This window comes from Absicoccus sp. (assembly GCF_034090965.1).
GTDB lineage: Bacteria > Bacillota_I > Bacilli_A > Erysipelotrichales > Erysipelotrichaceae > Absicoccus > Absicoccus intestinalis.
In genome coordinates this window covers 1-21,531 of the sequence record NZ_JAXDRQ010000015.1, presented here as the reverse complement: position 1 = coordinate 21,531, position 21,531 = coordinate 1, and the positions used below count along the sequence as shown (strand labels likewise).

Below are 21,531 nucleotides of genomic sequence, written 5' to 3'. Positions count from 1 at the left end.
ACACTATGGCAAAAGAATTTTTTGTAAAGAGTGATGTCACCTTTGGCAAAGATGCCATTCAAGAAATTTCACGAATCTTAAAAGGATTTGGAGCCACGAATGTATTGGTTGTCTATGATAAAGGAGTCAAATCTGTCGGTATTGCCGATAAAGTCGTGGATGCAATCGATACGAACCAATTTAACGTATTTGAATTTGATGGTGTTATCCCCAATCCAACCAACGAAGTCGTAGAAGCTGGTTATGCAATCGCAAAGGAAAATAATATCAATGCCTTTGTCGCTGTTGGTGGTGGATCGAGCATGGATACGGCCAAAGCCATCAATGTATTAACAAGCAATGGCGGCAACATTATGGATTATGAAGGCATTGGCAATGTACCAAAACCCGTTTATCCATTGATTGCGATTCCAACTACAGCCGGAACATCCAGTGAAATTACCAATGTAGCGGCCCTGGTCGATACCAAATCGGTTCGTAAATATGTCGTGATCGATAATAAGATCGTAGCAGATAAAGTGATTGCGGATCCTGAATTTACCCGTACTGTGCCAGCTGGAGTCACTGCCGCTACGGGACTGGATGCCATCACCCATGCCGTAGAAAGCTATATTTCTAACGAAGCGACATATTTAACCAAGTATAATTCTTTGCGTGGTTTACAGATTTTCTATGAAAATCTACCAAAAGTATATGAAAACGGCAACGATATGGATGCGCGTGAAAAGATGATGTTAGGTTGCATCGTTGTTGGATTTGGCTTCTCCAATGCCAATTTAGGATTGGTACATGCGATTGCACATACGTTGAGTGCTCATTTTGGTCTAGCTCATGGCGTGGCCAATGCATGTGTGTTACCTTATGTTACGACTTTCAATGCAGAAAAATGTCCAAAAGAAATGATTGAAATGGCCAAAGCCATCAACTTACCTTTGATTGGTGATGAAGAAAAAGATAAATTTGCTCTAGCCAATGAATTAGGCCGTATGGTCAAAGAAATGGGTATTCGACCTCTTCATGAACAAGGAAGGGAACATAAGATCACAGAAGCAGATTTTGACATCATCGCAACGGATGCATTAAAGGAAGGTCCGTTACATTTTAATCCACGTCAAGATGTGACAAAAGAAACAATTATTGAAATTTTAAAGAAAGCATTTTAAGGAGACGAAAATGGCAAAAAAGAAAATGGTCTTATGTACGCGTTTACCTGAAAAGCGTATGCAAGAAATTGAAGAATATTGCGACATTACCATTGCTGGTGAATTAAAGCACGGAAAAGGAAATGTAACCGAAGCTCAAACCAGAGAAGAATGTCGTGGCTATGAATTGGTCGTATTGGGCGATGAATATGCCGGTACAGATACGATCAATGATTGGGCGGATTCAGGTATGAAATTTATTGGTGTAGCCAAAGGAACACCCGTTACGGTCGATAATAAAACGATCATGGATCGTGGCTTGCAGTTGTCATATACACCTGGTCGTAACCGTGTAGCGGTTGCCGAGTATACCATTGGCCTAATGATTGCCATGGCAAGAAAAATCACGATTTCGGCGGAAGGTTTACATAAAGGAGATCATACAAGTCCAGCAAAAGAAGATATCTATGATGTACCAAACGTAAAAAATGTTACTTTTGGTCCTTTGGATGAACATCATCCATTTACTGATTATGGAATTGGATTTGAATTATATGGAAAGAAATTAGGTATTGCCGGTTTTGGTGCCATTGGTCGTGAAGTTGCCAAACGTGCCCAAGCCTTTGGCATGGAAATCTTAGCGTATGATCCATACTTAGACGATGAAAAGATCGAAGCGACAGGAGCCAAAGCATGTGATCTCGATACCATGTTATCGGATGCGGATATCGTAAGTATTCATCTACCGGTTGTGGACTCTACCCGAGGTATTGTCAATAAAGATTGGTTCTCCAAGATGAAGAAAACCGCCTATGTCGTCAATACCGCACGTGCGGCTGTCATTGACCAAATAGATTTTGTCGAAGCCCTACAAAATGGCGACATTGCCGGAGCCGCTGTGGATGTATATTGGCAAGAACCTGTACCAATCAACCATCCATTGTTGAAGATGCGCAATGTAGTTTGTACACCACATATGGCCGGATTAACTACCGATGTTGATAACTGGTCGGGTGAAATGATGTCTCAAGAGATCTTGGCCTATTTAAAAGGAGAAGATCGAAAATATATTTGGAAACGAGTCTAGGAGGAAAGTGAGAAATGGAAAACACAAAAACAAATGGTCGCAGCAAATTTGTGATTGCTGCTGGTTTAATGATCATGTCATTGACAATGGCTTGTAATAGTGCGTTGTCACCTATTCTAGCTGAAGTCGGAAAATCTTTCCCTGATGCCAGTGATGCATCCATTCAGATTGTCTTGACATTGATCAACTTATTGACTTTACCAATGATGCTCTTGGAACCACTTTTGGAACGTCGTATGACAAAACGCGACATCGCCTTGTTAGGAACATTCTTAATGTTAGTTGGAGGCTTGTTACCACAAGTCATGAATACTCAATTATGGATGTTATATATTGTTAGTGCTGTTATTGGTACCGGATTATCCTTTGTCGTTGTCACCAGTTCATCCTTGATTTCTGATTATTTTACAGGAATTGATAAATCAAGAGTCATGGGATTCCAATCAATCTTCGTATCTATTGGTGGTACCATCATTGCGAAAGGATCGGGTATGTTTACAGCCAACTGGGGTTGGGAAAAAGGATATTTGGTCTTCTTGATTGCTGTTCCAATCATTATCTGTATTTGGGCTATGGTGCCAAAAGGTGAAGTGCCAGAACAAGCTGCATCTACAGAATCAAAAAGTGCCATCAGTGGAAGTATGGTTTATTTCGGTATCTTATGTTTGATCACTGGTATCTTTGTTGCTACATTTAATACAAATATCGCTATGTATATTGACCGAAATCATATTGGTGATGCGAGTACAGCCGGAACTGTATCTGCCATCATGCAAGGTATTGGTATTCTTGGTGGATTGATCTTAGGTAATGTTGTTAAAACATTCAAACGTTTTACCATTGGCGCTGCTATCATTGTGATGGCAATTGGTACGGCTTTGGTCGGTTTATCAACAAGTTTCCCAGTTATCTGCGTAGGAGCCATCTTGATGGGTATTGGTTTTGCGATTCGTAATCCAGGTGCAGTCACTTTCTCTGCCAACATGGTAGACCCTTCTCAAGCATCTATGGCTATCGCTATCGTATCGGCTACATATAATTTAGGAAACTTCTTGAGTGCTTATATTGTCAACCCTGTAGCTGCTATGCTTGGTGCCAATATCAGTATGCGTTTCATTTTATCTGCTGTCGCTTTATTGATTATAGGTATTGTAGCTTGTATCAAAGCACCAACAACCGATCAACAAGCATTGGATTCACAGAACTGATTGTATACAAATTGTTAATTACATCGTAGACTCGATTTATATCGAGTCTTTTTTTGTTGAGATGAGCAATAAATTTCCACTTTCAAGAGGAAATAGAACTTTTGAAGCGTAACCGGTTACAAGTTATCGTATTACTAACAATAAACAATAAATAAATAGGAGGTTAATTTATGGGTATATGCAAATATAAAGGAAAACAATTATATCCTCATCTTTTTTCACCATTACGAATTGGCAATATCAAGATGAAAAATAGAATCATCTGTGCGCCAACTAGTCCTAGCATGATCACGACCGAAGGTCATATGACACCGGAAATGATCGCATATTTGGAGCGAAAAGCGCAAGGTGGAGCTGCCGTGGTAACGTATGGTGAATCCATTGTGCATTCAAAAACAGGAAAAAGCCATGATAAACAACTACAATTGGATTCTTATGGTGTTCGTCAAGGTTTGACCGAAACAACACGTGCCATTCATGATGCAGGTGCATTGGCAAATATTCAATTGTCCCATGGTGGTATGTATGGGGGATTGGCTAGTGTCGGTGGCGGCCATGACAAATCCGGTGTTGCTTGGGGTGTAAGTGATATGGAAATGCCGCAAGGCCATGTGAAAGAAATGCCAACTGAAATGGTCTATGAAATCATTGAATCCTATGGAAAAGGAGCATTGCTTTGTAAAGAAGTCGGCTTTGATATGGTTCAAGTACATGCCGCACATGGATGGTTATTTTCACAATTTCTATCCCCAACTTGGAATAAACGTACTGACGAATTTGGTGGTTCCTTAGAAAATCGTGCACGTTTCTTTATCAAATCTGTTGAAGCTGTACGCAAAGCTTGTGGACCAAAATTCCCTATTGAAGTTCGCATCAATGGTGATGACTTCTTAGAAGGCGGTTTAACACAAGAAGATTGTATTGAAGTCGCAAAAATGGTGGATGGCAAATGTGATTTGATCAATGTATCTTGCGGTAATCATGAAGATCCATCCATGTTTCAAAGAACGCATCCATCAGCATTCTTTCCACATGGTGTCAATGTTTACTTAGGTGCCGAAATCAAGAAACATGTAAAAACCCCAATCGCAACGGTTGGTTCTTTACAAGACCCAGCACAAATGGAAGAAATTATTGCGACAGGACAAGCCGATGTGGTTGAAATTGCTCGTGAATCTTTAGCAGATCCAGACTTGCCAAAGAAAGCCTTGCTCGGACAAGCCGATGATATTACACCTTGTTTACGTTGTTATGAGTGTTTCGGAGCAACCGGAGAATTAGAAATGGTCAAATGTTCTGCTAATCCTATCATTGGTCAAGAAATGCAAGCACGCTTTGGTGTGGAACCAGCCCAAGAAAAGAAAAAGGTGTTAGTCGTTGGCGGAGGGCCTGCTGGTATGGAAGCAGCCATTACCGCTGCCCAACGTGGTCATGACGTTACTTTGGTAGAAAAACAAGATCACTTAGGTGGCAATTTGATTCCTGCTGGTTCGGCTTACTTTAAAGGCGATTATCTAGAATTAGCAAAAGTATTAGAAAAACGAGTCTATGAAAACGGGGTTCATGTGCAATTGAACACAGAAGTTACATCTTCGTATATTAAAGGTTTTGACCCGGATGCACTGTTTGTAGCGATTGGTTCCAAAGAATGTAAGCCACCAATTCCTGGATTGGATTCGGATAAAGTCATTATGGCCATTGATGCCGAATTGCATCCAGAAAAATTAGGTAAAAAAGTTGTCATCATGGGTGGTGGCCTTGTTGGTTGTGAAGGTGCGATTGGTTGGCACCATGAAGGCCATGATTGTACGATCATTGAAATGAAACCGGAAGTCGCCATGGAATGCAATAGTTTCTATCGTGGTGGCTTGTTGCCAAGAATTTATGATGCAGCTACCGTTATGTGCAATACATCGGTAAAAGCAGTAACTGAAGAAGGTGTATTAGTTTGTGATGCCGATGGAAAAGAATCCGTTATTGAAGCCGATTCAGTCGTTTGTGCATTAGGTTTCAAATCTGAATATGAAAAAGTAGATGCATTGAGCGATATTGTTGATGAATATTACATCATTGGCGATTGCCAAAAAGTTGGAAAAGTATATGACGCGATGAGTACAGCCTATTATGCGGCATGTCGAGTTTAAGAGGAAAAAATATGAGTGTATTAGATAATTATGTTTTAGGAATGGATTGCGGAACAACGAACATTAAAGCTATCATTTTGGGTCAAGATGGAAAGAAAGTGGCCGAAGCAAGTCGACCTAGTAAGTTTTTGACTCCTGGTCCAAATATGCAGGAACAAGATGCGAATGATTGGTGGCGTCAATCCAAAGAAATATTTCAATCTCTAGTTGCACAGGCAGGACAAGAAGTTGTAGATCGGATTCGCGGTATATCGATCAGTTCACACACGGTTACCCTATTGCCTGTGGATGAGAATGGATTGCCTTTACGAAATGCGATGACTTACCAAGATGGTCGTTCTGCTCGTGAATTGTATCAAATTTTGACAAAGATGGGATTTGATCATTTTGTCAATACAGTGGGTGGACAACCATCGGTATCTTTCTTACCTTGTAAATTATTGTGGTTCAAAAGACATGAACCTGAACTATTTGCACGTACGTATAAATTTTTACAAGCTAGTTCCTTCATTAATTTTAAATTGACAGGAAAAATGACTCAAGATGTGGATCAAGCTACACGAACACAGTGTTTAGATATGAACACGATGCAATGGTCCAAAGAAATTGGCGATATCATTGGTATTGATTTAGATAAATATTTACCTCAGCCACAACCAGTGGATGAAATCATTGGTTATGTGACGGAACAAGCTGCGGCAGAAACAGGATTGAAAGTGGGAATCCCTGTTGTCGCCGGATGTTCAGATGCGATGGCCAGTTTATATGCGACTGGCATGTCCAAACTAGGAGAAGCCGGCGAATCTTCCGGAACTACGTCGTTGGTATTTGTGGGAAGTAAAGAAAAGAGTCCATTGGATATACCGGTTGTGACGCGTCCATGCTCGATTGATGGCATGCCTTGGATCTTTGATGCGCCTATCCAAACAAGCGGTGCCGCTTTGAAGTGGTATATAGATAAATTTGCAGCTGAAGAAAGAGCCTATTGTGATGAACATCATTTAAATATTTACAACTATTTGAATGAACAAGCACTGCATACGGATCCGGGATCCAATGGATTGTTCTTCTTTCCTTATTTGCTCGGTGAACGAGCCCCTATCTGGAACGAATATTGTCGCAGTATGTTCATTGGTTTATCCATGACAACAACACGAGAAGATCTGACCCGTTCCATCTTTGAAGGAACTGCCTATGCATTACGACATGTCATTACCACTGTCAAAGAATCTGGTGGAAGATGTGATGCATTACGTATTTGTGGTGGCGGTGCCAAAAGTAAAACGTGGTCGAAGATTAAAGCGTCCATGTTGCATTGCCCTGTCTATTTATTAAATGAAGATTCTGGCGACGTTCCGGTTGGGGATGCCTTGATTGTTGGTCATAAAGTGGGGGTATTCCCAGATTTAACCGAAGCGGTAAAATCAGTCGTGAAGGTGGATGAAGTCATTCAACCAAATGAAGAATGGGCTAAAGTATATGATCAATTGTATCCATACTATGTAAATATGTATCAATCATTGGATGCGAATCTTCGTGCACTTCGCCAAACCGTAACCGATATTCAGAAAGACCTCCATCCCGAATATCGATAGAAGGAGTTGAAAAACTCTTTTTTTTGAGTTTTATGACGTGAAACTTCCACTTTAAAGAGGAAGAAAATGGTTGGATAAGAATGCATATTCTACCTATACTATCCTTAACAAAACAGTTAAAGGAGATTACAGATATGACAAAAATGAAAGCAGCATTAATGTATGGTCCCAATGATATTCGGGTAGAAATGACCGAAAAACCAGCTTGTCCAAAAGATGGTATGATCTTAAAGATCATGGCCGTTGGTCTGTGTGGATCGGATATTCGTAATTTGACTTCCGATTCCAGAAAAGGCAACTACCCATTTATCTACGGCCATGAAATTGTGGGATGTGTCGATGAAGTAGGTCCAGAAGAAACCAAATATCATGTGGGTCAACGTTTGTTCCTATTTCCAGGTACCTATTGTATGGAATGTGATAATTGTATTAGTGGTCATAGTGAAAATTGTGAAAATGAACATGTGGCAAAATTGGCCGGAACCGGTGGCTTTGCTCAATATATTGCCGTGAGTGGCGAAAAGATCCATTATGGTGGTATTTATGAAATTCCCGATGGCGTTTCTTATGAAGCGGCTAGTTTAGGTGAACCACTGACATCAGTATTTGCTTGTTTAGAAAATGCGAAAGTTGGATATGCCGACACCATTGTGATCATCGGGGCTGGTCCAATTGGTGATTTCATGGCGCAAATTTCAAAGATTCGTGGTGCACAAAAAATCATCATGATCGATTTGAACGAACATCGTTTGGAAATGGCAAAACAATTTGGTGTCGATGAAGTCATCGTAAGTAAACTGGATGATCCGCAATATGCGATCGATCGGGTATTAGAATTGACAAATGGCAAAGGTGCCGATAAAGTCATTTCAGCAACACCGGCCAATGCTACACAAGCCCAATCTCTATATATGGTTAAAAAAGGTGGCTTGGTTGTGTTCTTCGGTGGTGTACCAAAAGGATCAAAGACGGAATTGGATACAAACTTGATCCACTACAACAACATTTGGATCAAAGGACATTTCGGGGCATCGTATGATCAATCCAAGCGTGCTTTCCATTTGGCTACTTCACCGAATTTCCCAGCTGAAAAATTCATTACGCATATTCTTCCATTGGATGAGATCAATCATGGAATTGAACTGACCAAGACCGGAGAAGCTATCAAAGTTGTCTTACATCCTTGGGATTAAAAAACGAAACCGAAATATTGGACATACAAAAGTCTGATATTCCGGTTTTTTTTATTGATCATAATCATCCAAGAAATGATGTTTTTTATCATCCTCTTTATACGCGATGATGGTTTTCAAACTAACATTCTCTACGCTCTTAAAGATATTTTGTTCCACAAATGGATTGGTTTGCTTCATTTGGCGAATCAATTGTTTGACTTCCATTCGCTTTGATTTTGGACGAGTCAGACAAGCTTCATTGCTACAAGTATCGGTAAATTTACAAGCACATTGAATAAAATAGAGATCATTGTGCTTTGCCCATGCCTTGATATCCTCTTCATGGATCAGATACAACGGACGAATGACTTCCATGCCTTCAAAATGATTGGAATGTAGCTTTGGCATCATCGTTTGGATCTGTCCACCATAAAGCATCGACATCAAAATGGTTTCAATCACATCATCATAATGATGGCCCAAGGCAATTTTGTTGCATCCCAACTGTTTGGCATAGTTATACAAATGTCCTCGACGCATACGTGCACAAATGTAACAAGGATTCTTTTCAATATGGAAGACATTTTCAAAAATATCCGAAGTAAAGATCTGAATGGGAATTTGTAACTTTTTCGCATTTTCTTCAATGACATGGCGATTGGCAGGCGAATACCCTGGATCCATCACGATATATTTCACATCAAAATGGATTGGGCCATGCTTATGTAACTCTTGAAAACATTTGGCCATCAACATGGAGTCTTTTCCACCGGAAATACAAACGGCAATGGAATCGCCTTCTTGGACCAGTTCATACGTTTTGATTGCTTTGGTGAACTTCGACCAGATCTTTTTGCGATATGTTTTGATGATGCTGCGTTCCACTTGACGACAAAAATCATCACTTCGTTTTTGTTTGAGTTGTTCCATCACAAACGATACATAGCCACCTTGTAGCGAATAAGCTTCGTATCCTTTTGCGCGCAAAGCAGCCACTACCGGTATACTTAATTGTCCCTGTTCGCACACGACGACAAGGGGTGTCTTTTTTTCAAATTCTTTGTGTTCGATTTCTTCGGATGATAATGCGATGCTTCCTTCAAGCGGATTCTTTTGCGCTTGTTCTTGGTCGCGTATATCGATCAAAAGATAATTCTTCATTTGTTTCAATTCTTGCATTGTGATTTCCATAGTCGTATTTTACCATATATGTGTATAATATATATACAAAAAGAGGAACTTGTTTATGGAAAGTGTAAAAGAATTATTTAAGATTGGACCTGGACCGAGTAGTTCGCATACATTTGGTCCGATGCGTGCATGTCAATATATGTTGGAAACCTATCCAGAAGCGACCCAATTTGAAACGGTTTTATTTGGCTCGCTGGCTTTTACGGGCAAAGGCCATTTGACGGATCAAATCATTCGCAAAACATTGAAGCATTGTACGATTCGATTTGACTATAAAACAGAATATCCACATCCCAATACGATGACCATTGAAGCCTTTGATGCCGTTCATAGTTTAGGAAAACATACATTTGAATCCATTGGGGGTGGCATGATCACTATTGATGGGCAAGCCAATCACACCATGGAAGCGCCATATATCCATCATTCCATGGATGAAATTCAAAGCTATTGTAGCCAACATCACATTCGATTGGATGAATATGTGGATGAATTTGAAGAGAAGATCAATCCCTATATGGAAAAGATCTTTAAAGCGATGATCCATTGTGTCACAAAAGGCCTAAAAACAACAGGAAAATTGCCAGGTGCTTTACAATTGGACCGGATCGCGCATGCCTTGTATCAATCGGCATCCAGTTGTGATACCCAAGAAGATCGTAATTTCTTATTGCTTTCAAGTTATGCCTATGCTGCTAGCGAACAAAATGCGAGTGGTCATTTGGTCGTTACGGCTCCAACCATGGGCAGTGCCGGGGTATTACCTGCCTTGGTTTATCATAGTTATAAAGACCAAGGATATAAAAAAAGACATATCCTCCAAGCTCTAAAAGTAGCGGGATTGATTGGTTGTTTGATCCAAGAAAATGCGACCATATCGGGTGCGGAAGGGGGTTGCCAAGCCGAAGTTGGTGCTGCTTGTGCCATGGGCGCCGCCTTTGTGGCCAGTTTAGAAATGCAGACCAACGAACAAATCGAATGTGCAGCAGAAATTGGTTTGGAACACCATCTCGGATTGACTTGTGATCCCGTTGGTGGGTATGTGATGATTCCATGTATTGAACGCAATGCCGTGGCAGCCCAACGAAGTTTAGATGCGGCTCGCCTAGCTAAATATTTGCGCAATGTCAAAAAGAATCGAGTGAGTTTTGATATGGTCGTCAAGACCATGAATCTTACGGGTAAGAAATTACCTATCGAACTGAAAGAGAGTGCTTTGGGCGGTTTGGCTGTGGTTGTGAAGTCGTAGCATGATATAAGAATTCAATCAAGATACGTGTAAAGATCGATAAAGGAAGGCGACTAAAAAAAGGATAATAGCTATCATCGATGACTTTTTCGGTATGCACGAGAAAATACCAATCGGCCAGATCATAAAGGACCGTATCTTTTTTGCCGCAACAAACAACAATGGGTGTACCGACTTTTTGACATTGACTAGCCGCAATGGCTATTTCGGAAGAGGTATTCTGCAACGTTAAAAAAATGGCCAGATCGGTTGGTTGAATGCGTTGTTTGATGTTGAGCAAGAGCACAGAATCATCCACCAAGATGGCATGGTAGCCTAAGATTTCTAAATAATGACAAAACTCCATGCCACAATAGGTCGAAAGACCTTTCGCAAACACAAAGATACGTGGGCTTTTTTGAATGGCTTGAACAACTTTTCGAATATCAGATACCGAAAGATGTTGGATGGTTTCTACACTTTCTCGATAACACTTGGCTAAGATCTCATGAGCAAGGGGTGTGTTTCTCTGTTGGGGCTCACTGATCTTGAATTTCAGTTGGGCAATGCCGGAAAAGCCGGCCTTTTGGATCGCGCGAGAAACCGTGGAAGAAGAAGTATAGGTTTGCTCCGCAATTTCATTGATCGATAAAGTGGGAATTTTGGTTTCATGGACATTGATAAAATCAATGACACGCTTTTCAGATGAGGATAATTCTTCCAGTAAAGCCGGACTCATAGGGATGATCATATTGGGAATCCTTTCATCGTATGTTGACATGCTGGGCACGTTTTTGTTTCTGCCTTCATTATAATATATTCAGAAAGAGGTGTGAAACATGACGACAATTACATATATCGGTGCGGGTGTGATGGCCAGTGGCTTGACATTTCCCGCATTTGAGAATGGCCATACCATTCGCATGGTAGGTACACCATTGGATCGAGCCATCATCGATCAACTCCAAAAAGACAATTATCATATGCGTTTAAAACGCGTACTACACACAGGCATTACTTATTATCAAGTAGAAGACGTAGACGTGGCTTTAGAAGGGGCCGATGTCGTGGTATGTGGGGTATCCAGTTTTGGCGTGGATTGGTTTACCGAAAAGGTATTACCGAAAATTCCCCCAAAAGCACGGATCTTATCGGTCACAAAAGGGTTGTTGGACCAACCCAATGGCGCACTTTTAACATTTCCAGCGTATTGGCAACAAAAAGCGCCCGGACTATCCATTAATGCGATTGGCGGACCTTGCGTTACGCGAGAACTCGCAGATCATGAACCATCTTGTGTCACGTATTGTGGCAAGAATAAAAAAGATCTGGTGTGGTTGCGTTCGTTATTTGAAACATCCTACTATCATATTTCGTTATCAACGGATGTAGCGGGGGTAGAAACCGCAGTGGCCTTAAAGAATGGCTATGCCTTGGGCGTTGCTTTGACGATTGGTTTACAAGGCGGAAAAGACACAGGCAACTACAATGCGCAAGCTGCTGCTTTTGGTCAAGCCGTTCGCGAAATGGAACGGTTGATCGTAGTAGCTGGTGGCCAATTGGAAAGTTCCATGGTTGGGATTGGTGATTTATATGTGACGGTGTTTGGGGGTCGTTCCCGCAAGATTGGAATTCTTTTAGGAGAAGGTTATAGCTTGGAGCAAGCCATGGAAAAACTACAAGGAGAAACATTAGAGTCTGTAGTGATTGCGAGTCGTGTGGCACGCGCCATCAAAACGTTGCATAAAGAAGCGGAATTTCCTTTATTGATCCATATGGATGGTGTGATCAATGAAGGCAAACCGGCTACCATGCCATGGAAGGAATTTGAAACAACATTTTAGCACTTAAGTGTTGACAGTGCTAAAAACTAGTGCTATAACAGAATTGAAGATAGAAATAGGATACCAAAACGATCAAAGATATCTCGTTCCTATCCGAGATCAATTCATGTTTCTGAATTGAAAACTTGGGAGGCGATATCATGAAACGTGAACTCAGAAATTGGAAGGATTTTCCAGAATTTCCACATGTATTTGATGATTGGGATGCTAACTTCTTCAATGATCGGACATCGATGAAAACCGATGTGATCAAGAAAGACGACCATTACGAAATGAAGATGGAAGTACCTGGCTTTGATAAGAAGGACATCCAAATCGAATGGGTCAATGGTTATCTTTGCGTACAGGCAGATAAGACCAGCAAAACCAATGAGAAAGACGATAAAGGAACCATCATTCGTCAGGAGCGTTGTGGCAATCATTGTGCACGTCGATTCTATGTAGGCGATGGCTACAAACAGGACGATTTCAAAGCAAGCTACAAGAATGGAGAATTAACGATCACATTCCCTTGCATAAGCGCTGCACAGCGTAGTGAAACCAAACAAATTGAGATCCACTAGACAATTTATAGAAGGAACGCTTTCCTAACGGTCGCCGACCCGAAAGATCGGAATCTAGCCATATGATCAAAATCGACGGTCGAGGAATCGACCGCCTTTTCTATAGGTAAGGAGATAAACAGATGAAACGAGAACATCATAATTGGAATGATTGGGATATTTTCCACGAATCCAATAACATGAAAACGGATATTGTTGAAAAAGATGGAAATTTTATCATGAAAGTGGAAATTCCCGGATTTGAAAAAGACGAAATCAAAGTGGAATTGGTCAATGATTATTTGTACATCAAAGCCAATAAAAAGAAACAAGAACAGAAAACGGATACCCATGGAACGATGATCCATCAGGAACGTTCCAACCATTGTTCCCGCCGATATTATGTGGGAGAAGGCTATGATGAAGACGACTTCAAAGCTCATTTTGAAAATGGCATGTTGACGATCATTTTTCCAGATAAACGTACAGAAGATCAAGAAAAACCAAGAGAAATTCAGATTGATTGAACCGGTTGAGAAATTGACCGGTTTTTTGTGTTATGATACTACCATGAATCGATATGCAAGAACCGAAATGTTACTTGGAAAAGAGGCTATGGAAACCCTAAAACAAGCCCATGTTGCGGTATTTGGGATTGGTGGAGTAGGTGGCTATGTTGTAGAAGCTCTGGCACGCTCCGGCATTGGCCGTTTGGATATCATTGATAACGATACGGTAAGCATCACCAATATCAATCGCCAAATCATTGCTTTGGAAGATACGATTGGGCAATTGAAAGTGGATGTGATGGAACAACGAATCCATGCGATCAATCCGGAAATCGAAGTCACCAAACAGGCTTGTTTCTACCTACCCGAAACGAGTGATTCCTTTGATTTTTCACAATACGACTATGTAGTGGATTGCGTGGATACCGTCACGGCAAAAATTGAGATCATCTTGCAAGCAAAAGCACATCAAGTTCCCATCATTAGTGCCATGGGAGCGGGCAATAAGATCGATCCAGCTAAAATGGAAGTGGCCGATATCTATCAAACCAGCTATTGTCCGTTAGCGAAAGTGATGCGAAGAGAATTAAAGAAACGACATATCCAGCATGTAAAGGTGGTTTACTCCAAAGAAAAGCCAATGCAACCAAAATTGCCATGTGAAGAAAATGTAGCCAAAAAACATGTGCCGGGCAGTATGGCATTTACCCCAGGTGTCATGGGTTTGATCATGGCCAGTGAAATTGTGAAAGATTTAGTTAATTATCGTTAATTGTGGTGTATAATGAGACCATAGAAACAGAGGGTAGACAAATGTTAGCACAACGACGATATGATATGATCTTAGAACAAGTTCACATGAAAAAAACAGTGACAGTAAAGGAATTAGCCCAACAGTTACATGTCACAGAAGTTACCATTCGTCGCGATTTGGAAACATTGGATAAAAAGAAAATGTTAAAACGTGTGCATGGTGGGGCCAAAGAATTAGGGACCACATCGATCTTATCACCAACCAACGAAACCAGGATGTTGGATCGATTGAGTGTGCACTACAATCAAAAATTGCGCGTTTGTCAAAAAGCAGCAACCTATCTTCATGATGGTGACTGTATTTTTTTAGATGGCGGTACCAGTATCCTCCCTTTGTTGCAATGTATTGAACATCTTCAAATAAAGATCGTGACCAATAATGTATTGATTGAACATGCATTTGAAGGTGGCAAAGCCGAATTAATCAGTTTGGGTGGTACCGAAATTCCAGAATATAAAATGATCGTTGGTCCATGGGCACAAAGAATGCTGTGTACGTTTAATTTCGATTATGCCTTTATTGGATCGGCTGGTTTTGATGTGGAAAATGATTTGTTGTATACCGCTGAATCGGAGACATTGGCCATCAAAGAAGTAGCTATGGCCCAAAGTTCAAAGACTTTTTTATTGACGGATTCCTCGAAAGCATCCGTTAAGGGATTTTGTAGTTTTTCCATGACCAACAAAATTGATCATGTCATCTGTGATAAAGGCTTACAAATTGATGATTTACCCGAACATTACATTTTAGTATAATATGGAACGATTTTTGATGCGGCTGAAACCATTGATACAATTTATCAGCTCATTTTCCGATGAAATGCAAAAACGCAACATCACCGGGTATGCCGGAAGCATTGCTTTTTTTCTCGTACTTTCCAGTATCCCACTTTTTGTATTGTTTTCGTTATTTATTCCGACCATGGGTATCAATCAAACGGATTTTACGGCCTTTTTTACATCCATTGTTCCCACCTATGCAACGAGTTTTATTGCTTCCTTGATCTCCGAAGCCTACAATATGTCCGGTGCCATTTTTCCCGTCTCTTTGTTGATCTTGTTGTTTACTTGTTCACGCGCCATGATGGAACTCATGCGTGGACTACAAGCTGTGTACGATGTGAAGACCAAGCGCAGTTATCTCTATTTGCGCGCATTGGCTTGCGTATACACCTTGTTGTTGATCGTTTTATTAGCTTTTATGATCATCCTTTTAGGATTTGGTGATGACATCATGCATTTGATTCGTCAACATTGGATCGGACCTGCCATCTTATTTCAAACCATTTATCAATTTCGTTATATCATCATCTTTGTAAGTGGTATCCTTATTTTAAGCTTGATCTATAAATTAGCCTCGATGGAAAAACAACCACTGATTGAACAAGTTCCAGGTGCCATTTGTACGTTATTGGCTTGGGTCATTTTTACCAAACTGTTTACTTTTTTTACCAAGATCAGCACCTATAGTATTATTTATGGCTCTTTATCGGTGCTGGTGATCTTCTTGTTTTGGCTCTATTGGTGTATCTATATTCTATTGATTGGCGGCTATATCAATTGGTATTTTCGCTATGTATTTCGCGTTTGGCTGTTGCGGATCCATAAGATATTTCATCATCGATAAAATGTTACAAATCTTTTAATTTCATTTGAATTCCATATGATATAAACAAATTATGAAAACGACAAAGTATACCGATGCGTATGCCGCGATTGGAATTTGTTTAGGGGTTGCCTTTGGTTGTTGGACCGACCAATTGGCCATAGGCATTTGTATTGGCAATCAGAAAGATAAGAAGATCAATCATCAACTGGCATCGGATGGATGGGAAGTGATCGAAGTCAATGATCATATCATCATTCAAAATAAAGCGAAACAAACCAAGGAAGTCAATCGCACCCTTGATGTCAAAATTGGGGATATCGTCTATCTTCAAGATAATAATACGATTGAAAAAATATAAAAAAAGAAGGTTGTTGGCCTTCCATTTCGCATACGAGTCATTGGATGTTTAAGAGGGAGAGAAAAGGCAACTCACATACCTGCTCAAGAACTTGCTTGAGTGGTCTTATCATAAAAAATGTACATTAAATGAAATTAAAAAACGAAAGATTAAGAGAAAGAAAAGGAAAGAGACAATTTGACATTTACCCCTAAATACAATTTAAAAAAGGAAGGAATCTTTTTCCTTCCTATCGTTTTATTTACTAGTTAAGCAATATGAATTTTTGTAGAGAGAGAGAAAGGGATTTTCCTAGTAAATAAAACCATCGCTTGACTATTACCTCCTTTGAATGACCTTATCATAATCAGGCTACCTTAACTTAACTTTAGAGTGGGGCAAAAATTCTAGTGTTTATACAAAATATATTAAGTTTTACTTTGATATGTTAAAATGGAAAAAAGAAAGGATTTATGTATTATGACATGGATTATTATTTTGATTATTGTTGTGCTGATCGTCTTGATTGCGATTTCTGCCTACAATAAATTGATTCGCATGCGCAATAAAGTGGATGAAAGCTATGCCACGATGGATGTGTATCTAAAAAAACGTTTTGATTTAATTCCTAATTTAGTAGCTACGGTGAAAGGATATGCCAAACATGAAGCCGACACGTTAGAAAAAGTCATTGCGCAACGTGGCAGTGCACATGGCACCCATGAAATTCTTGATAGTGAAAGAGCCATTGGCGGAGCTATCCGTAATTTATTTGCGGTAGCTGAGTCGTATCCAGATTTAAAAGCTAATCAAAACTTTATGGATCTACAAGGCCAATTGAAAAAAGTGGAAGAAGACATTGCCAATGCCCGTAAATACTACAATGCCGTTGTACGTGAATACAACGATGCAATCATGACCATACCGACAAATATCATTGCGAGCCTGTTCCATTTTGAAAAGCGCCAAATGTTTGAGGTCGATAATGAAAACGAACGCCAAAATGTTAAGGTCGAGTTTTAAATGGCTCTTTGCCCTGCTTCTTTGTCTGGGAGCTAGTTTTACACCTGTCAAAGCCAGCACGGCAGATTACTATATCGAAAATTTTAAGATCAATGCTACGTATCATAAAAACAACACCATTACGCAAACCGAAACGGTTCAAGTTAATTTTTTGGAACCCAAACATGGCATCTATCAATATATTCCGGAAAAATATTATGTAGGCTATAAAGATGACGAAGCCAAGACGGGACAAGTTGATACGTATGCCATACAGGTAAAGAACGTTTCGGTGTCTGGTGCTGCATATGAAACATCCAGTGAAGATGGAACCTATCAAATCAAAATTGGAGATGCCGATACGTATGTGAGTGGATCAAAGACCTATACGATCCAATACACACTGGTCCTGCCAAAGGATTATCGTCCGGATTATGATTTTATGTACTATTCACTGATTGGTCCCGATTGGGCTTGTGATATCAATCATGTCTCCTTTGATATCCAATTTGAAAAGCCATTGACCCAAAACGAAGTGAATGGATTCCATTTGTTTAGTGGCCCAAGCGGACAAACAAGCAATGCTGCCCAAGTGGACTACCAAGTGACGAAAAAGGGAATTACAGGTACAGTGGATCATTTATCTTCGGGATCCGCCATAACGATCCTGACTCGATTGCGCTCGAATTATTTTGTGGATGCGTATCAACGATCCACTTGGCTGTCTTGGCTATGTGCCATTGTAGCTGCCATTCTATTGGTCTTGGTTTTGATCAAAGAACTCCAAGATCATGATGATCCGGTGACCCCTATCATTACCTTCGATCCACCCGATGATCTAGATCCATCGGCAGTTGGCTATATCGTGGATGGCCAGGCCGATGATGTGGATATGATGGCTTTGGTCCCTTATTGGGCAAAGAAAGGCTATGTAGAAATTGAAGACAAATCCACCGCCAAGAAAAAACCACACATCATTGTTCATGCCAAAGTGGATGCATTACCTCCATCTTCTGCGTCGTATCAAACGATGTTGTTTAAAGCGATGTTTAAGAAAAACAAGTCCTGTGATTTCACGCATATGAATAAGAAGTTTGGAGAAAAGTTTATTGCTGCCAAAGAAGCGCTGCATCAATCCTTCTTGGATGAGCGTAAACTCGAAGAAACCGATTCTTTTGAATATCTCAGTCTTGTTGGTTTGATCCTATTTGCAATCGCGCTTTTGACCTCTTCGTATATAGGCTATTTCTATCATTGGTACATGGCTGTATTCTTTGTGATCCTGTTTGTGATTTGTGCCATTTGTTTAAACAAAAATATCAAAGAATCGTTTGATAAACAGCATCATCGTCCATGGAAACTCTTATTGAGCTTGATTGCTTTGGGTGCATGGTTGTTCTTTTTGTATCAACAAGGAACAAAAACGGATCAGATCCTACCGGGATGGCTTTTGTATGGTTTATCAATATTGAGCTATCTAAGTCTTTTCTTTTCTTATCGAATGCAGAAGATGAGCACGTATTGGAAAGAAAAAGCCGGACCATTGATGGGATTAAAAGATTTTATCCAAAAAGCAGAAGTGGATCAATTGGAAAAGTTATCGGCAGAAAATCCGAATTATTTCTATGATGTGATTCCATATGCGATGGTTTTTGGTTTGGCGCAAACATGGGCTAAGAAATTTACGAGCATCGAGATTCCACAGCCAGACTGGTATGTAGGCAGTGATCCGACACTATGGAATACGATGTATTTCTATTCCATGATGGATCATGGTATTCAGACCCCAGTCAATGACTCGGTGAAAAGTTATAATGCCGCCCAAGCAGCTGCACAAGCTGGTTCGAGTTCGGGCAGTTTTGGTGGCTTTTCTGGTGGCGGTGCCGGTGGCGGTGGCGGCGGTGCCTGGTAAACAAAAAGCGATGCGTTGACATCGCTTTTCTTATCTCTAGAGAAGGAAAAAACCAATCCACCCACAAAGCCAACCCAATAATGCACCAACGACGACATCTTTGATCCAATGCACACCAATACATACCCGACATATCATCAGCAACAAGGTAAAGAGCATAAACCATGCACCAAGCCAAATGTTGACAGAAGCCATGGCCATACTAATGATGGCCACACTGAAACAATGACGACTTGGAAAACTTTTGCCCTTGGTCGCTTTGGGTTGAAGGGTTGGAAAATCCATGATTTCATAGGGTCGGGGTTGATTCAAAGTAGCGCGAAGTCCAGTTTCCAAGCCAAAACCAATGGCAGGTACCCCTATGCATTTCCATAATTGATGGGTGCATGCATAGATGCATAAGAGGCCATAACTGACATACACCAAACGAGTGAGCCACGTAGACAAAAAAAGAATGCAGGAAGAAAGGGTTGGATGGTTTTTTAAATAGATATATTTTTTTTCATACCAAGACATATGTAAAGTGTATTATAAGTCCACCGAATTGAGAAGAGCTTTTGCGGTTTCTTGCGTGGTGATCAAACAATTGATGTATCGACCACGTAAAACACCACGAATGGCATCGACTTTTTCTAAAGATTCGGCAATGCCAATGCGATAAGGAATACGCGCCAGACCTTTCTTATCAATGCTGATCAAATGCGTATCCAATGTATCGGATAGATAGGTGCCATAGATATCAAAATAATGACCAGCAATATCTCCAGCCACTTTGCCATGTTCCACTTCTTTAAAGAAATCATTGCCATAGAAATACCGCCATTTATTCATGGTCACTTTGGGCGATCCAATGCCTAAGAAGGCAATATCTACTTTATGCCAATATTCGGTGATCGACTGCATAAAATCGCTATGCATAAACCGATCTTTTAGATCGGCAGACTCTACATAGGCGGGCGCATCGATCAAGATGGCACCACAATCCAGATTTCGACTGGCTTCATAAGCTACGGCATTGACATGATAATCACTGCGAATGCGACCGGAACTTCCACCCATTAAAGGCACACACATTAACGGTGTATGATGGGCTGGATTGGTCAAATGATTGGCTACTTCACGAAGGGTGGCTCCCCACGCAAATCCTAAGACCATATGATCATCTAAAATCGTTTGAAAAAAGGCATTGGCTTTATTCGCTAAAACAATGGATCTTTGATCACGAGTCAATCCTTCTGCACAAGTGACGACACCGACATATTTCAATTGGTATCGTTCTTTTAAACGCTTCTCTAAAGGAAAATTCTGATCATGGAGACCATGGATCGTGATATCCACAATCCCCTCTTGACGAGATAATTTGAGTAAACGAGAAATCGTACTTCGATGAATATGAAGTTCTTTTGCGATTTGGGATTGCGTTTTGTTTTCCATATAATACATTTGCGCAATTTGTATCAATTGTTGTTCTTCTTCTGGTTTCATACACTAATAAAATAACATAAAATGTGCAGTAAAAAAACGCTTTCAATGATACAATACATTTGAAAGAAGCAGTACCTATGGTTTTAGAATTAGGATATTGGCATCTAACAGATAGCCATATCATCACCAACATATTGGATCATGTCGATCATACTTATATGGGAGAGACCATCCCTTATCCGTACCCGGAAATCATTGCGCATTGGTGGTTGCAGTCGGTACAAAAAAAAGAAGGCGAAAATGGTATCTATCGTATCGTGATCGTTGATGGACAGCAGGTCGGTCATATTTGTGTCACCAAAAAGGAAGAGGATCCAACCATAGGTGAAATTCAATATTGCTTGATGGAAAACTTTCAAAATCATGGCATCATGACCAAGGCATGTAAACAAATCTGTAAGATTGCCTTTGAACAATTGGATATCACAAAAATTATGGGTCGAGTCTATCGGGCCAATGTCGCCAGTTGTCGGGTACTGGAAAAGAATCATTTTCAATGTTGTCAAGAAGCTTCCATTCGAATCTATATCAAACACAAAGATGGGTAAAAGATCCATCTTTTTTCTTTTGATAAATTATCATAATAAGTGCAACAGCCTATAAGAATTAAAAAAGTCCATGGGTTCAATGATAAAATGTGAGTGAGAAAACAAACATTTATCAAGGAGAATCCCATGAACTACAACCATCTTAACATAAATGAGAGAA

General features: G+C 40.3%; 21 protein-coding genes. 17 read left to right on the top strand and 4 right to left on the bottom strand.

Annotated elements, in window-relative coordinates; genetic code table 11:
* The first annotated feature begins 5 nt into the window (after positions 1-5).
* From SOS22_RS02470 to SOS22_RS02445, 6 genes are all read left to right on the top strand, one after another.
* On the top strand, positions 6-1,163 hold the full coding sequence (locus SOS22_RS02470; RefSeq protein WP_320596231.1) for an iron-containing alcohol dehydrogenase: 1,158 nt from the start codon (positions 6-8) through the stop codon (positions 1,161-1,163).
* Between the two features lie 10 nt (positions 1,164-1,173).
* Positions 1,174-2,229, top strand: a complete 1,056-nt coding sequence (locus tag SOS22_RS02465; protein ID WP_320596230.1) for an NAD(P)-dependent oxidoreductase — start codon at positions 1,174-1,176, stop codon at positions 2,227-2,229.
* A 14-nt stretch (positions 2,230-2,243) separates the two neighbouring features.
* Entirely contained in the window at positions 2,244-3,437 is a 1,194-nt protein-coding gene (locus SOS22_RS02460) for an MFS transporter (RefSeq protein WP_320596229.1), read from the top strand.
* Between the two features lie 170 nt (positions 3,438-3,607).
* Positions 3,608-5,581 carry an FAD-dependent oxidoreductase gene (locus SOS22_RS02455; protein WP_320596228.1) on the top strand — a complete coding sequence of 658 codons (1,974 nt, stop codon included), beginning with the start codon at positions 3,608-3,610 and terminating at the stop codon, positions 5,579-5,581.
* A gap of 11 nt (positions 5,582-5,592) precedes the next feature.
* Entirely contained in the window at positions 5,593-7,176 is a 1,584-nt protein-coding gene (locus SOS22_RS02450; protein ID WP_320596227.1) for an FGGY-family carbohydrate kinase, read from the top strand.
* 134 nt (positions 7,177-7,310) lie between these two features.
* Complete coding sequence (locus SOS22_RS02445) at positions 7,311-8,369, top strand: zinc-binding dehydrogenase (RefSeq protein ID WP_320596226.1); 1,059 nt, start codon at positions 7,311-7,313, stop codon at positions 8,367-8,369.
* 51 nt (positions 8,370-8,420) lie between these two features.
* On the opposite strand, the gene SOS22_RS02440 is transcribed toward SOS22_RS02445, so the two are convergent.
* Positions 8,421-9,542, bottom strand: a complete 1,122-nt coding sequence (locus tag SOS22_RS02440) for an ATP-binding protein (protein ID WP_320596225.1) — start codon at positions 9,540-9,542, stop codon at positions 8,421-8,423.
* A 55-nt stretch (positions 9,543-9,597) separates the two neighbouring features.
* Between SOS22_RS02440 and SOS22_RS02435 the strand changes: the two genes are divergently transcribed.
* Positions 9,598-10,791, top strand: coding sequence for an L-serine ammonia-lyase, iron-sulfur-dependent, subunit alpha (locus SOS22_RS02435; protein ID WP_320324842.1), 1,194 nt, complete (start codon positions 9,598-9,600; stop codon positions 10,789-10,791).
* Here SOS22_RS02435 and SOS22_RS02430 read toward each other — a convergent pair.
* The gene (locus SOS22_RS02430) at positions 10,736-11,521 is read right to left on the bottom strand and encodes a MurR/RpiR family transcriptional regulator (protein ID WP_320324841.1); all 786 of its coding nucleotides are present in this window, start codon (positions 11,519-11,521) and stop codon (positions 10,736-10,738) included. The genes SOS22_RS02435 and SOS22_RS02430 overlap by 56 nt on opposite strands.
* Before the next feature lie 88 nt (positions 11,522-11,609).
* Between SOS22_RS02430 and SOS22_RS02425 the strand changes: the two genes are divergently transcribed.
* The 9 genes from SOS22_RS02425 to SOS22_RS02385 all read left to right on the top strand — a co-directional run bounded on the left by SOS22_RS02425 (position 11,610) and on the right by SOS22_RS02385 (position 19,338).
* Positions 11,610-12,614, top strand: a complete 1,005-nt coding sequence (locus SOS22_RS02425) for a hypothetical protein (RefSeq protein ID WP_320596224.1) — start codon at positions 11,610-11,612, stop codon at positions 12,612-12,614.
* Positions 12,615-12,754: 140 nt separating this feature from the next.
* Entirely contained in the window at positions 12,755-13,177 is a 423-nt protein-coding gene (locus SOS22_RS02420) for an Hsp20/alpha crystallin family protein (RefSeq protein WP_320596223.1), read from the top strand.
* A gap of 122 nt (positions 13,178-13,299) precedes the next feature.
* The gene (locus tag SOS22_RS02415) at positions 13,300-13,683 is read left to right on the top strand and encodes an Hsp20 family protein (RefSeq protein WP_320596222.1); all 384 of its coding nucleotides are present in this window, start codon (positions 13,300-13,302) and stop codon (positions 13,681-13,683) included.
* Positions 13,684-13,726: 43 nt separating this feature from the next.
* The gene (locus SOS22_RS02410) at positions 13,727-14,437 is read left to right on the top strand and encodes a tRNA threonylcarbamoyladenosine dehydratase (RefSeq protein ID WP_320324837.1); all 711 of its coding nucleotides are present in this window, start codon (positions 13,727-13,729) and stop codon (positions 14,435-14,437) included.
* A gap of 41 nt (positions 14,438-14,478) precedes the next feature.
* Positions 14,479-15,234 carry a DeoR/GlpR family DNA-binding transcription regulator gene (locus SOS22_RS02405; RefSeq protein ID WP_320324836.1) on the top strand — a complete coding sequence of 252 codons (756 nt, stop codon included), beginning with the start codon at positions 14,479-14,481 and terminating at the stop codon, positions 15,232-15,234.
* 1 nt (position 15,235) lies between these two features.
* A complete protein-coding gene (locus SOS22_RS02400; RefSeq protein WP_320596221.1) occupies positions 15,236-16,105 on the top strand; it encodes a YihY/virulence factor BrkB family protein in 870 nt (289 codons plus the stop codon).
* Positions 16,106-16,157: 52 nt separating this feature from the next.
* Positions 16,158-16,445 carry a hypothetical protein gene (locus tag SOS22_RS02395; protein ID WP_320596220.1) on the top strand — a complete coding sequence of 96 codons (288 nt, stop codon included), beginning with the start codon at positions 16,158-16,160 and terminating at the stop codon, positions 16,443-16,445.
* A 459-nt stretch (positions 16,446-16,904) separates the two neighbouring features.
* Positions 16,905-17,447, top strand: coding sequence for a LemA family protein (locus SOS22_RS02390; protein WP_320324833.1), 543 nt, complete (start codon positions 16,905-16,907; stop codon positions 17,445-17,447).
* Positions 17,410-19,338: a DUF2207 domain-containing protein gene (locus SOS22_RS02385; RefSeq protein WP_320596219.1), complete on the top strand. Its 1,929-nt coding sequence runs from the start codon at positions 17,410-17,412 to the stop codon at positions 19,336-19,338. The genes SOS22_RS02390 and SOS22_RS02385 overlap by 38 nt, the downstream gene beginning before the upstream one ends.
* Before the next feature lie 36 nt (positions 19,339-19,374).
* On the opposite strand, the gene SOS22_RS02380 is transcribed toward SOS22_RS02385, so the two are convergent.
* Together SOS22_RS02380 and SOS22_RS02375 are read right to left on the bottom strand one after the other, a co-directional pair.
* The gene (locus tag SOS22_RS02380) at positions 19,375-19,854 is read right to left on the bottom strand and encodes a phosphatase PAP2 family protein (protein ID WP_320324831.1); all 480 of its coding nucleotides are present in this window, start codon (positions 19,852-19,854) and stop codon (positions 19,375-19,377) included.
* Positions 19,855-19,866: 12 nt separating this feature from the next.
* The gene (locus SOS22_RS02375; protein ID WP_320324830.1) at positions 19,867-20,823 is read right to left on the bottom strand and encodes a sugar-binding transcriptional regulator; all 957 of its coding nucleotides are present in this window, start codon (positions 20,821-20,823) and stop codon (positions 19,867-19,869) included.
* 59 nt (positions 20,824-20,882) lie between these two features.
* Here SOS22_RS02375 and SOS22_RS02370 point away from each other — a divergent pair, with 59 nt between their 5' ends.
* Complete coding sequence (locus SOS22_RS02370; RefSeq protein ID WP_320324829.1) at positions 20,883-21,371, top strand: GNAT family N-acetyltransferase; 489 nt, start codon at positions 20,883-20,885, stop codon at positions 21,369-21,371.
* Positions 21,372-21,531 lie beyond the last annotated feature (160 nt).

Coding starts and splice junctions, on each gene's coding strand:
- SOS22_RS02415 (WP_320596222.1), top strand. CDS start 13,300: ATGAAACGAGAACATCATAATTGGAATGATTGGGATATTTTCCACGAA.
- SOS22_RS02435 (WP_320324842.1), top strand. CDS start 9,598: ATGGAAAGTGTAAAAGAATTATTTAAGATTGGACCTGGACCGAGTAGT.
- SOS22_RS02465 (WP_320596230.1), top strand. CDS start 1,174: ATGGCAAAAAAGAAAATGGTCTTATGTACGCGTTTACCTGAAAAGCGT.
- SOS22_RS02450 (WP_320596227.1), top strand. CDS start 5,593: ATGAGTGTATTAGATAATTATGTTTTAGGAATGGATTGCGGAACAACG.
- SOS22_RS02430 (WP_320324841.1), bottom strand. CDS start 11,521: ATGATCATCCCTATGAGTCCGGCTTTACTGGAAGAATTATCCTCATCT.
- SOS22_RS02470 (WP_320596231.1), top strand. CDS start 6: ATGGCAAAAGAATTTTTTGTAAAGAGTGATGTCACCTTTGGCAAAGAT.
- SOS22_RS02390 (WP_320324833.1), top strand. CDS start 16,905: ATGACATGGATTATTATTTTGATTATTGTTGTGCTGATCGTCTTGATT.
- SOS22_RS02380 (WP_320324831.1), bottom strand. CDS start 19,854: ATGTCTTGGTATGAAAAAAAATATATCTATTTAAAAAACCATCCAACC.
- SOS22_RS02455 (WP_320596228.1), top strand. CDS start 3,608: ATGGGTATATGCAAATATAAAGGAAAACAATTATATCCTCATCTTTTT.
- SOS22_RS02400 (WP_320596221.1), top strand. CDS start 15,236: ATGGAACGATTTTTGATGCGGCTGAAACCATTGATACAATTTATCAGC.
- SOS22_RS02410 (WP_320324837.1), top strand. CDS start 13,727: ATGAATCGATATGCAAGAACCGAAATGTTACTTGGAAAAGAGGCTATG.
- SOS22_RS02420 (WP_320596223.1), top strand. CDS start 12,755: ATGAAACGTGAACTCAGAAATTGGAAGGATTTTCCAGAATTTCCACAT.
- SOS22_RS02425 (WP_320596224.1), top strand. CDS start 11,610: ATGACGACAATTACATATATCGGTGCGGGTGTGATGGCCAGTGGCTTG.
- SOS22_RS02440 (WP_320596225.1), bottom strand. CDS start 9,542: ATGGAAATCACAATGCAAGAATTGAAACAAATGAAGAATTATCTTTTG.
- SOS22_RS02445 (WP_320596226.1), top strand. CDS start 7,311: ATGACAAAAATGAAAGCAGCATTAATGTATGGTCCCAATGATATTCGG.
- SOS22_RS02385 (WP_320596219.1), top strand. CDS start 17,410: ATGAAAACGAACGCCAAAATGTTAAGGTCGAGTTTTAAATGGCTCTTT.
- SOS22_RS02375 (WP_320324830.1), bottom strand. CDS start 20,823: ATGAAACCAGAAGAAGAACAACAATTGATACAAATTGCGCAAATGTAT.
- SOS22_RS02460 (WP_320596229.1), top strand. CDS start 2,244: ATGGAAAACACAAAAACAAATGGTCGCAGCAAATTTGTGATTGCTGCT.
- SOS22_RS02405 (WP_320324836.1), top strand. CDS start 14,479: ATGTTAGCACAACGACGATATGATATGATCTTAGAACAAGTTCACATG.
- SOS22_RS02395 (WP_320596220.1), top strand. CDS start 16,158: ATGAAAACGACAAAGTATACCGATGCGTATGCCGCGATTGGAATTTGT.